General features: G+C 68.6%; 6 protein-coding genes. 2 read left to right on the forward strand and 4 right to left on the reverse strand.

The window, feature by feature from the left end:
* Positions 1 to 3: 3 nt before the first annotated feature.
* The 3 genes from ACFYRH_RS21640 to ACFYRH_RS21650 are packed head-to-tail and all read right to left on the reverse strand — an operon-like array spanning position 4 to position 5,435.
* Complete coding sequence (locus ACFYRH_RS21640) at positions 4 to 1,002, reverse strand: ABC transporter permease (protein ID WP_387777862.1); 999 nt, start codon at positions 1,000 to 1,002, stop codon at positions 4 to 6.
* A 3-nt stretch (positions 1,003 to 1,005) separates the two neighbouring features.
* Positions 1,006 to 2,973, reverse strand: a complete 1,968-nt coding sequence (locus ACFYRH_RS21645; RefSeq protein WP_387777865.1) for an ABC transporter substrate-binding protein — start codon at positions 2,971 to 2,973, stop codon at positions 1,006 to 1,008.
* A gap of 32 nt (positions 2,974 to 3,005) precedes the next feature.
* On the reverse strand, positions 3,006 to 5,435 hold the full coding sequence (locus ACFYRH_RS21650; protein ID WP_387777868.1) for an Ig-like domain-containing protein: 2,430 nt from the start codon (positions 5,433 to 5,435) through the stop codon (positions 3,006 to 3,008).
* A gap of 226 nt (positions 5,436 to 5,661) precedes the next feature.
* Here ACFYRH_RS21650 and ACFYRH_RS21655 point away from each other — a divergent pair, with 226 nt between their 5' ends.
* A complete protein-coding gene (locus ACFYRH_RS21655; RefSeq protein WP_387777871.1) occupies positions 5,662 to 7,434 on the forward strand; it encodes a glycoside hydrolase family 127 protein in 1,773 nt (590 codons plus the stop codon).
* 115 nt (positions 7,435 to 7,549) lie between these two features.
* Positions 7,550 to 10,489: a glycoside hydrolase family 2 TIM barrel-domain containing protein gene (locus ACFYRH_RS21660; RefSeq protein WP_387777874.1), complete on the forward strand. Its 2,940-nt coding sequence runs from the start codon at positions 7,550 to 7,552 to the stop codon at positions 10,487 to 10,489.
* Here the strand turns inward: ACFYRH_RS21660 and ACFYRH_RS21665 are convergent.
* Positions 10,473 to 12,581, reverse strand: coding sequence for a DUF6351 family protein (locus ACFYRH_RS21665; RefSeq protein WP_387777877.1), 2,109 nt, complete (start codon positions 12,579 to 12,581; stop codon positions 10,473 to 10,475). The genes ACFYRH_RS21660 and ACFYRH_RS21665 overlap by 17 nt on opposite strands.
* Positions 12,582 to 12,604 lie beyond the last annotated feature (23 nt).

Raw genomic sequence — 12,604 nt, forward strand, 5'->3', positions numbered from 1 at the left:
GATCTATCCCTTCTGGAACCGGGTGCGGATCCGCGGATCCCACCAGGCCAGTGCGAGGTCGCTGAGCATCGTGCCGATCACCGTCAGCGTGCTGAGGATCAGGACGAAGCTGCCGACCAGGTACATGTCCTGGCTCTTCACCGCCCCGAGCAGCAGCGGGCCGCTGGTCGGCAGGCTCATCACGACCGACACGATCGTCTCGCCGCTGATCAGGCCGGGCAGCAACCAGCCGACGGTGCTGAAGAACGGGCTGAGCGACATCCGGACCGGGTACTTGAGCAGCAGCTTCCACTCCGGCAGTCCCTTGGCCCGGGCGGTCGCGACGTACGGCTTGTGCAGCTCGTCGAGCAGGTTCGCCCGGGTGATCCGGATCAGACCCGCCGTACCGGCGACTCCGACCACGACGATCGGGATCCACAGGTGCGAGATCAGGTCGATGAGCTTGCCCAGGTTCCAGGCCGCGTCGGCGTACTGCGGTGAGAACAGTCCGCCGACGCTCTGACCGAAGTACCGGAAGCCGACGTACATCATCACCAGCGCGAGCATGAACTCCGGGACGGCCATCCCGATGAAGCCGAGGAACGAGGCCAGGTAGTCGCCGGTGGAGTACTGCCGCAGCGCGCTGTAGATACCTATCGGGAACGCGATCGCCCAGACGAACAACAGACTGGCGATCGACAGCACCATCGAGAGCAGCACCCGGCTCCCGATCAAGCTGGACACCGATTGGTTCCACGCGAAGGACTGCCCGAGGTCGCCGTGCAGGACGACGCCCCCGATCCAGGTCAGGTACTGGACCATGAACGGCTTGTCGAGACCGTAGTGCCGCTTCAGCTCGGCGATCTGCGAGTCCGGGATGTCCTGACCGCGGGCCTCGGCGTTCGCGATCACCGTGGTGGTGTAGTCGCCCGGCGGCAGCTTGATGACCACGAAGGTGACGAACGAGATCGCCGCCAGCGTGAGGAACATCCAGACCAGCCGCCGGGCCACGAAGCGCAGCATCGGCTACTGCTCCATCGAGAACTGCTCGGGGTGCACGATGCCCGGCGCCACCGACTCGTTCATCTCCGCCGGCACGTTGTGGAAGTCGTTCTTCACCACACCGTAGGTGTTCGGCACCGAGCTGATCCCGATGTAGTAGAACTGGTCGGCCGCGATCTGCAGCACCTGCTTGCCGAGGTCGAGGGTCTTGTCCGGGTCCGGCTCCTGCCGCGCCTTGGTGAACAGCTCGAGCTGCTTCTGTACCTCGGCCGGCGGCTTGATCCCTTTCTCGCCCTTCGACTGGTACCACTGCGCCCAGCCGATCCCGTACCGGGCACTGCCGTCGTTGGTCGGGACCCAGTAGTGGTCACCGCCGGTGCCGGTCGGCAGCACGAACGTGCCGCAGGTCCAGGTGCCGGCGTCGTGGTCGTTGCCCTTGACCCGTTCCTTGTAGAGGTCTTCGCTGACCGGCTGGGCGCGCAACTCGATCCCGACCGCGGCCCAGCGCTTCTTGATGAACTCGATCGCCTCGACGTGGTCCGGGAACGACTCGCTGACCAGCACCGCGATCGACACCGGCTTGCCGTCGGCGCCGAGCCGCTTGCCGTCGGACGACTTCTTCGTCAGCCCGGCCGCGTCCAGGTGCTGGTTCGCCTTCGCGGCGTCGAACTCCAGGAACTGGGTGGCCAGCTGCTCGTTGTAGTACGGCGAGTCCTTCGGCGGCGCGCCCTGCCAGGGTTCACCCTGGCCGGCATAGACCGCGTCGATGACCTCCTTGCGGTTGATCGCGACCGACAGGCCGGCCCGGAACTCCTTGTTCGAGAACAGCGCCCGCTTGACGGCGTCCTTGTGCGTCAGGTTGAGCCCGAGGACCATCGTGTTGGTGAGCTGCGTCGGCACCTCGATGATCTTGTAGTTGCCCTTCTGCCGGTTCTGCGCGACGACCGGCTTGTTCTGCGGCGTACCGAAGTTCCGGTACTGCATGCCGAACTCGCCGTTCATCACCTTCAGCAGCTCGACCTGGGCGTCCTGGACGACCTCGACGCGGCAGTTGTCGATGTAGGGCAACTGGCGGCCGGCGTCGTCGACCTTCCAGTAGTACGGGTTCCGGGTCAGGGTGACCGCGGAGCCCTTGCCGAGCGCGGTGGTCACCTTCCACGGCGCCAGCGTCGGCTGGTCCGGGTTGGTCCACGGGTTCTGCTTCTGGGTGAACAGGTCGGTCCAGCTGCCGACGCCGGCCTTCTTCGCCAGAGCTTGAGCGCTCTTGTTGTACTTCAGGTGGAACTGCTGGAAGTAGTGCTTCGGCAGCAGCATCCCGTAGGCGCCCTCGCGGAGGAAGATGCCGTCGGCGATCTGGCCGAGCAGCGACGGCTGCGGCGCGGTGTAGGTGATCGTCACCGTGCGCTCGTCGGTCTTCTCGACCTTCGCGAGCTTCTGCGTGTCCGGTGACAGGAACGCGTCGTAGATGCCGTCCGGGTGCAGCTGCTCGTCACACTGCACCTCGAGGATCGTGAACAGCATGTCGTCCGCGGTGCACGGCTTGCCGTCGGACCACTTCAGGCCGTCGCGGAGCTTGAAGGTGAACACCTTGCTCTCGGCATCGACCGTGAATTCGGCGGCGTTCGCCTCCATCTCGTCGTACCCGGGCTTGCCGGTCTTGTCCGGCTTCCAGCGGACCAGCGGCTCGTAGTTCATCGCGTACCACAGCCACTGGGTGTCTTCCTGGGTCAGCATCGCCGAGCGCCAGGTGCCGCCGTACTGCGCCTTGCCCTCCAGGGGCTTGATCACCGGCGGGTTCTTCGGCAACCGCTCGGCGAGCGCGGGCAGGGAGCCCTTGTCCACCAGGGCCTTCAGCATCGGCGACTCCTTCTCGCCGGCCGTCGCGGCCTGCGCGCCGGACCCGGCCGGCTTGGTGTCGAAGAAGCCGCAGCCCGGGATGGTGGCGACCGCCAGCAGGCCGAGACCGCCCTGCAGCAGACGCCTACGGTTCAAGGTACTTTCAGACCCAGATCTCATGGTTGACCTCACTGCTGCTCGAGCGTGATGTTGCTGAACTGCGCCGTCCCGTAGTCGACGAGACCGTTGTCGATCTGGCCGCCGTCGACGGCGAAACCGATGGAGAAGGTCCGGCTCGGCATCACGAGCTTCTCGTAGCCGAAGCGGTCCCACTTGACCTGATCCGTGGAGATGCCATCTGCTATTGCGATGTAGGCCTCGAACTCGACGTCCCCGAACTCCGGGCGTTCACGCCGAAGCAGCCGCAGCCAGTAGACCTTCGTGTGGTCCAGGTAGGTCCCGTCCCACGGCCACGGCCCGACGCTCGGCACAGTGCCGTCGGTCTGGATCCGGATCGCCTGCGCCTTCATGCCGCCGTCGTCGGTGGCGGTCGGCGCGGCGCTCGCGTTGTCGTTGACGGTGCCGTACCCACCGGCGACGCCGTACCCGATGCCTCCGTACATGTACGGCGCGGCCGGGTCGAGGCTGTCGCGGATCATCAGGCCCGCGGTCAGGCCGTTCGCGATCTTGCTGATCTTGTCCAGCCGCGCGGTGATCTGCGAGACCGCGCCGGCACCGCCGACCTGGAGCTTGCGGTACACGTAGTGGAAGTTGCTGTTCCGCCCGTAGATCCGGCCCGAGCCCTTGATCGTCAGGACGCCGTTCTCCAGGTTGCCGGAGCCCGGCACCGGGGGCCTGCCGACCGAGGTCGAGGTCCAGGCCGCCGTACCGGTCTGCCGGTTGACGTGGACCTGGACGGCGGTCGACTGGGTCGACGTACCGTTCTGGTCGGTCGCCCGGGCGGTCAGCCAGTAGGAGCCGTCGGCAACGTTCTTCCACTGCACCTGGTACGGCGCGCTCGTCGCGCTGCCGATCAGCTGGTCCGCGACGTAGAACTCGACCTTCGCGAGCCGGCCGCCCTTCGCGGCGGCGGCATCCGCCTGCACCGTGACAGTCGGCGGCGTACGGCCGGGGATCGTCTGGTTCTGCGCGGGGCTGGTGATCGCGACCGTCGGGTTGCCGACCGGGTCCGGGACCAGTGAGTTCAGGTAGTTCTCGAGGTTCGTGTAGCCGTTCGGGGCGATCTTCTGCGCGTCGGACGGGTCGTTGGGGTCGAGACCGTTCGCCTTCTCCCACCAGTCCGGGATGCCGTCGTGGTCGGAGTCGACCGGCGCTGGCGTCTGGACGAGATCCGGGTAACCGCCGACGTCCTTCTGCGAGTTGATCAGCCGGCCGGTGCCGTTGCGCACCTCGGCGATCACCCGGGCGTCGGCCGCGTCCCGCTTCGGCAGGATCGCACCCGCGCCCGCGAGCACCGCGTCGTACGCCTTGTTCGGCGCCTGGACATCGCCGCGGCCCGGGATCGGGTGCGGCTGGGTCAGTTCGACGATGCCGCCGATCGGGTAACGGATGCCCTTACGGTTGTGGGCGGTGACGTCCGGGTAGCCCTCGACCTGGTTGCCGGCGACGTACCACTGGCCGCCGCGGTTCGCGCTCAGCACCACCGGCGCGACCTCGTCCTGGGTGGTCGGGCCCGGCTTGTAGAAGTTGTTCATGATGTTGATTCCGTTGGCCCACTCGCCGCCGTACAACGACGTGTACCCGTAGTCGTAGATCACGTTGTTGTAGTGGTCGACCTCGAGCGTGATGGCTTCGGTGTAGCCGAACCGCGGGTTCCGGCCGCCCTCGTGGGCGATCAGGTTGTGGTGGTAGGTGTTGCGCTCACCACCCCAGATCCCGCCGTACCCGTGCCGGTTCTTCGGGTGCGCGGACAGCGCCAGGCCCTCCGACACGATGCACCACTGCACGGTGACGTCGAAGTTCCCGTACGGCGACAGGCACTCGTCGACCGCCCAGCTGAACGAGCAGTGGTCGATGATCAGGTTGCGGATCTGCGGGCTGACCGATCCGGGGACGTTGGTGTTGAACGAGTCGTCGGCGATCTCGTTCTCGTCGCCGAGCCGGAACCGCAGGTAGCGGATCACGATGTCGTGCGCGCTGCCCTTGATGTTCGTGCTGTGGCCCGCCACGCAGATCCCGCCACCAGGCGCGGTCTGTCCGGCGATGGTCAGGTTGCTGCCGGCGATCAGCAGGCCGGTCTCCAGCTGGATCGTGCCGGAGACCCGGAACACGATCGTCCGGTCCGAACCCGAGACGGCGTCCCGCAGCGACCCGGGTCCGGAATCGGCCAGCGTGGTCACCTCGTACACGGATCCGCCGCGGCCGCCCTTGGCCCACTTGCCGGCGCCCTCGGCACCGGGGAAGGCCGGCAGCCGGTCGTCGTTCGCGGTCCGGACGGCGGCGGTCTTCGCACTCGCGGTCGGCGTGACACCCAGCGACGCGACCCCGATGGCGGCGGCGGTGGTTCCGACGAAGCCGCGCCGGGACCAGCCGGGCGGTGTCGTCGAGGTGAGGGGCGGCTCCGCGGCGGACGCGGTGTCCGGGGAGATTTCGGTCATCGTCCATGCCTCGCTTTCGGCAGGGGGCGGCTGCTGAGGTGCGCAGTCTGAATATCTAGTCAACTCCGAATGGAACGACGGCCCTCATGGTCACGGAGGTTACGAGCCGATGTCAAGGGCGTGACGCCGAGAGATTGCAATCGTTTGCACACACAGGATTCCGAACTCGCAATCGTTTGCACCGAACTCTTGCCCCGACCTCGCGAGCGGTGGTTACCTTGCCCCCATGCCTGTGCGCCCACTTCCCCTCGGCGGTTCGAAGCTCAGCGGCGGGTTCTGGTCGAACCGCCAGCGGATCAACCGGGAGACCACCATCCCGGCGGCCGCGCGGCGGCTCGAGGAGGTCGGCACGCTGCGGAACTTCCGGCAGGCGTCCGGGCAGGAGCCGGTCACCGGGTTCGAGGGCAAGCTCTTCGCCGACACCGACGTGTACAAGTGGCTCGAGGCCGTCGCCTGGGAACAGGCCCGCGGCCGTTCGGACCAGCTCGCTGCCTGGCAGTCCGGCGGCAGCGCCCTGGTCGCGGCGGCACAGGAGGCCGACGGCTACCTGAACACCTACACCCGGCTCGTCCTCGACGGCCGGCGGTACGGCGACCTGGAGAAGGGCCACGAGCTCTACTGCGCGGGCCATCTGCTGCAGGCGGCGGTCGCGCAGGTGCGGACCACCGGGGATCGCCTTCTGCTCGACGTCGCGTGCCGCCTCGCCGATCATCTCTGCAAGACATTCGGGCCCGGCCGGCTGGAAGGTATCGACGGGCACCCGCTGATCGAGATGGCGCTCGTCGATCTCTATCGCGAGACCGGAACCGCGGCGTACCTCGAGCTGGCCAGGTACTTCGTCGAGGCCCGCGGGCACGGGATGCTCACGGTCCCGGGTCACCACGGACCGGCGTACTTCCAGGATCACCTGCCGGTGCGTGCGGTGCGGACGATCGCCGGTCACGCGGTCCGGGCGCTCTATCTCGCGGCCGGCGCGACCGATGTGGCGGTCGAGACCGGCGACGACGAGCTGCTCGGCGCGTTGCGGGCGACGTGGGCGACGATGGTCGAGAGTCAGACCTACTTGACCGGTGGCGTCGGCGCGCGCTGGTACGGCGAGGCGTTCGGCGACCCGTTCGAGTTGCCGCCGGATGCGGCGTACTGCGAGACCTGCGCGGCGATCGCCAGCGTGCAGTGGAGTTGGCGGCTGCTGCTCGCGACGGGGGAGAGCAAGTACGCGGACCTGATCGAGCGGACGCTGTACAACGCGGTGATCTCCGGCGTCTCGCTCGCCGGCGACCGGTTCTTCTACGTGAACACGTTGAAGGTGCGGAACAACGCCTTCGCCGACGATCAGCGATCCGCGGTCGGTGGCCGGCAGCCCTGGTTCGGGACCGCGTGCTGCCCGCCGAACGTGATGCGCACCTTGTCGTCACTGGATCAGCTGATCGCGACCTCGGACGACGACGGCGTGCAGATCCAGTTGTACGCACCGGCCTCGGTGAGTGCCGAGCTGCCGGCGGGACAGGTCGGGTTCGAGGTGGAGACCGAGTACCCGTGGCACGGGACCGTACGGGTGCGGATCACGGCGGCGCCGGACGCGCCGTGGACGCTGGGGCTGCGGATTCCCGCCTGGGCCGAGAGTCATCGGCTGACCGTCAACGGACACGAGGGACCACTGCGGCGAGTGTGGGCGGTCGGCGACGAGGTCGTGCTGGAGTTGCCGGTCGCGGCCCGTCGTACGAGGCCCGACGATCGGATCGACTCGGTCCGCGGCTGCGTCGCGATCGAACGCGGACCGTTGGTGTACTGCTTCGAGCAGCAGGACACCGACGTCGTCCTCGACGAGACAGCTGTCGTCGCGGGCGACCTCGTCGAGCGCGAGCAGCCCGATCTGCTCGGCGGCGTGACGACTGTCGAGGTGCCGGGACGGGACGGCCCGCTGACCGCGATTCCCTACTACGCGTGGGCGAACCGGACGGTCGGCCCGATGACGGTGTGGATCCGGGAGGACGCGTGACTCTGTACATGCCGCGACTCCGTCGCGGCGGGTCATCGGGCTGTGACTCCCGTCCTTCCCTCGTCGCTCCAGTCGCTACGCTCCCTCCGCTCCTCAGTCCAGGCCGGGAGGCCCGATGACCTACTGGGAAGATCCCGGACCCGGGTACGGCGTGCTGCCGGCGCGGGCCGCCGTACGGTCGGATGCGCCGCGGCTGAGCCTGAACGGCCAGTGGCGGTTCCGGTGGGCGCCGACCGTGGCGGACGCCGCGGACGGGTTCCAGGCGATCGACTTCGACGACTCCGACTGGGACTGGCTGCCGGTGCCGTCGAGCTGGCCGATGCACGGTCACGGGAGTCCGGCGTACACGAACCAGAAGTACCCGTTCCCGGTGGACCCGCCGTACGTGCCGGACGAGAACCCGACCGGCGACCACCGGCTGGCGTTCGAGCTCCCGGCCTCGTGGACCGGCTCGTCAGTACTGCGGTTCGACGGCGTGGACTCGTGCGCGCGCGTCTGGCTGAACGGGGTCGAGCTCGGGGTGACGCGCGGTTCGCGGCTGCCGGCCGAGTTCGCGGTCGGCGAGGTACTGCGGCCCGGGCGGAACGTGCTCGCGGTCCGCGTGCACCAGTGGTCGTCCGGTTCGTACCTCGAGGACCAGGACATGTGGTGGCTGCCCGGGATCTTCCGCGACGTCACGCTGATCGCGCGGCCCGTCGACGCGGATGTGTTCGTGCACGCGGACTACGTCGACGGTGCCGGGGTACTGCGGGTGGAGTCGATCCCGGGTGCCGTCGTACGGATCCCGGAACTCGGCGTCGAGGCGCCGTGCGGTGAGCCGCTGACGATTCCGGCCGTCGAGCCGTGGTCCGCCGAGGAGCCCCGGTTGTACGACGCGGTCGTGGAACTGCCGGGTGAGCAGGTGTCACTGCGGATCGGCTTCCGCACGGTGCGGATCGTCGACGGGGTACTGCGGGTCAACGGGCGCCGCATCGTCTTCCACGGGGTGAACCGGCACGAGCACGATCCGGTGTTCGGTCGCGCCGTACCGGACGAGCGGTTGCGAGCCGAGTTGCTGGTGATGAAACGGCACAACATCAACGCGATCCGGACCAGCCACTACCCGCCGGACTCGAAGCTGCTGGAGTTGTGCGACGAGCTCGGGTTCTGGGTGATGGACGAGTGCGACTACGAGACGCACGGCTTCTTCCTGCTCGGGTGGAAGGGAAACCCGGCCGACGACCCGCGGTTCCTGGACACGTCGATCGACCGGATGCGGCGGACGGTCGAGCGGGACAAGAACCACCCGTCGGTGATCATGTGGTCGCTCGGCAACGAAGCCGGCGTCGGGTCGAACCTGACCGCGATGGCGCAGTGGACCCGCGACCGGGATCCGTCGCGGCCGTTGCACTACGAGGGTGATCTGTCATGCGCGGACGTGGACGTGTACAGCCGGATGTACGCGTCGCATGCGGAGGTCGAGGCGATCGGGAAACGGGCCGAGAAGCCGTTGGACGATCCGGCCCTCGACGCGCGCCGGCGGGCGATGCCGTTCGTGCTGTGCGAGTACTCGCATGCCGGAGGCAACGGTCCCGGCGGACTCCCGGAGTACGAGGACCTGTTCGACCGGTACGAACGCTGCCAGGGCGGCTTCCTGTGGGAATGGATGGAACACGGCATCCTGCGGCCCGACGGCTCCTACGGGTACGGCGGAGACTTCGGTGAGGAACTGCACGACGGGACATACGTCCTCGACGGCCTCGTCTTCCCCGACCTCACACCACAGCCGGTCCTCGCCGAGGTCCACAAGGTCTACGAACCGGTCCGCCTCACCGTCACCGACGACGTCCTCACCATCCTCAACCGGTACGACGTCTCGGACACCTCGCACCTCAGTCTGCAATGGGACGTCGCCGACGAGGGCACAGTCGTGGCCCGTGGCACCCTCGACCTCCCGGTCGTCTCCGCGGGTGACTCCACCACGGTCAAGCTCCCCGACCTCCCGGACCTCCGGAACCGCGAACGCTGGCTGACGATCCGAGCCGTCCTCACCAGCGACACCCCCTGGGCCCGCGCGGGCCACGAAGTCGCCTTCACGCAGCACCAACTCCAACTCCACCCCTCTCCCCCACCCACCGGCCATTTCAGGGGTGAACCCATCAGGCCGACGGTTTCCACCCCGCATACGGGTGGGGAAACGGGCCGGGGGAAGGGTGAACCCTCGGCGGTGCAGCTGAGGGCGGGGCAGCTGAGGGCGGGGCAGCTGGGGGCGGGGCAGTTGGGGGCGGGGCGGTTTTGCCGGCGGACGGGACGGTTGATCGGGCTCAGCGGCTGGGAGGTGGAGCACGTACCGCTGGAACTGTGGCGGGCGCCGACTCAGCACGATGCGCGCACCTGGGATGCGACGACGTTGGACCGGAAGTCCCGGTGGGCCAACGCGGGGCTCGACCGGTTGCGGTACCGGACCGTCGCCGTGGAGCGGTCCGACGACGAACTGACGGTGGTGACGATGGTGGGGGCCGCGGCGACGGACGCGCGCGTGCTCACGACGTACCACTGGACCACCGACGGCGACAGCCTGACGGCCGATGTCGACGTGGAGCCGTTGGGTGAGTGGTTGGTGCCGTGGGCGCGGCTCGGCGTGACCTTCGGGGTGCCGGCCGGCTTCAGGGAGCTGACGTGGTTCGGCCGAGGACCGGGCCAGGCCTATCCCGACTCGCGGTCGGCGGCCCGGATCGGCCGCTACACAAGCACCATCGACGACCTGCAGATCCCGTACCTGTATCCCCAGGAGAACGGTGCCCGCGGCGACGTCCGCTGGGCCGAGCTGTCCGGCACCGCGGGCAAGCTCCGCCTCACCGGCGACCCGAGCTTCGCGCTGACCGTCCGACGCTGGACCATCGCGGACCTGGCCGCCGCCGAGCACCCAGCGGACCTCGTCGCAAGCGATCGCGTGTGGATCACCCTGGACGCCTTACAACACGGGCTCGGCAGCCCGACCAGCGGCGCACCGATCCTCCCGCCGCACGACCTCCAACCCCGGAAACATCGCTTCAGGTTCAGTTTGGGTAGCTGAGCCAGGTGCCGGCGAGGGGCTGTTGATCGACGCCGGGCTTCGACCAGTCGCAGACGCCGTCCGGGAAGATCGCTTGGAGCTGGTCCCACTGATCATCGGTGAAGCCTGGGTACTCCGAACGGTTCGGCGTGCGCAGCTCGCATTTGATGATGTCCGAGGCGACGCCGGCGCCTGCTACCTCGCGTGGGAACGACGCGGACGGGAAGAGTTTCTCGCAGCGGGACGACGGGTTGCGGTCCAGCGGCTGTGCGATGAAGCCGTCCGGTCCGCGGCACCCTTCGACCAGACCGGACGGTTTCGCGGCGACGATCTTGTCGATCCGCGGCCGGTTGGTCCCGTCGGCGGTCAGCTGGGTCAGCCAGCTGTCCATCTCGTCGACCGCGTGCCGCAGCAGCGGGCTCGCCGTACTGAACAGTCCGTACTTCGTGTCCTCGAGCAGGCTCACCTGATTGACCGCGGTCCCGTTCGCCTTCTGCAACCGGGCGCGCATCGAGAGCGTGTGGTAGCGGGTGTGGATGTCGCCGTACGAGAGGTTGTCGGAGTACGCGCGGTAGTCGATGATCGGCACGTCCTTCAGCCCTCCCCCGCCATTGGTCAGCCGCCCGGTCCGGTACGCCGCCCGCACCGCCTCCGGGTCGGCAACGGTCCGCGCCGGGACCAGGTTCGCGTCCGCGTCGAACCCGCCGATCCGCTCGTTCAGATCGAGGAACTGCGCCGGCGTGATCACGCCGGACCGCAGCACCTTCAGCCCGTACTGCACGCCGACGTTGTCGAGCGGCCGCCGCGCGAAGCCGGTTGCAGGGTCCGTGCCGTACACGGTGATCGTGTGGTCGAAGACGTCGCAGCGCGTACCGCGGGCGTTCGTGACCGGGTTGTAGCGCAGCACCACGGGGACGGCGGCGCAGTTCCGCCGCGGGTCGATCCGGCCGGCGCTGACCGCCATACTCGGCAGCGTCGCGTACTTCGCGAAACCGGCCACCCGGCGCTTCTGGTCCTTCGTCCACGGCACCTTGGCGCGGCTCGCGAAGTACGAGTCGAGCAGCCGCGCGTCGGTGATGAACGGCACGGTGCCGAAGCCGACGTCCGGGAACGAGCAGCCGACGATGATCCCGTCGAAGATCCCCGGGTAGTTGTCGGTGATCTGGTGCGCCTGGTAGGAACCGCCGGAGCAGCCGAACCCGATGGTGAACTCGGGCCGCCCGTAGTGCTCGACGAACAGCTCCTTGGTCATCATCGCGGACTCGGCCGCGGTCACGTCGTTGCAGTTCTGCCCGAAGACGTTCAGCGACGACGACATCAACGCGTACCCGCGGCCGAGCAGGAACGGGTCCGTGACGCCGCCGGTCGTGGCACCGGAGCGGTACCACCCACCGGCGCAGCCGCCGCCGAGCGTGAAGATCGCGCGGCCGTTCCAGCCCGACGACCGCTCGGTCGGAGTCGGCGCGCCCTCGCGCAGCGGGTCGTGCAGCATGGTCGTCTGCACGACCGCCCGGTTCGCGCTCCCGGTCTCCATCCGGACGATGAACGGATCACCGGAGTCCGTCTCCGCGAGATCGGCCGGGTACCTCGACGTACCGGCCGGCCACTTCGCCCAGCGGCGCGCGGTGGTCCGGTAGAAGTAGTCGACCCGCGGCGCGATCGTGCAGTCGGCGTCCTGCGGCGCGCCGAGCGTGCCGCCGATCACCGGGATCTTGAACTTCGCCGTCTCACACGCGAACGGCTGCTCGTGCGGACCCGAGAACACCGGGCCCTCCCGAGGGTAGTTGCGCACGTCCAGCGTCGTACGCCGTCCGCCCGCCTCGGCCCGGAGCACGTTGGCTCCGGGCCGGAGGTTGTCGACCAGTCCGGTCCGGCCGGTGTCGTCAGGGACGAACGCCCCCGACACGTCCTGACCGTTGAGCGTCACCCGGACCTGACCGTCCGGATCGGGGACGTCGACGTGCACCAGCGCGTCGCCGCCCGTCACCGTGTCGGCGCGGCTGGAGAGGACCTGCAGCTTCACCGGCCGTGCGGCGACCGCCGGCACCAGCGGGAACACGAGGGCACCCGCGAGGAACGCAGCGACGAATCGTCTCGGTCGGGACGCTGACAACGGCCTCCTCCAAGTGAGCCGGC

Origin of the sequence: Kribbella sp. NPDC004875, assembly GCF_042873375.1 — a bacterium.
GTDB lineage: Bacteria > Actinomycetota > Actinomycetes > Propionibacteriales > Kribbellaceae > Kribbella.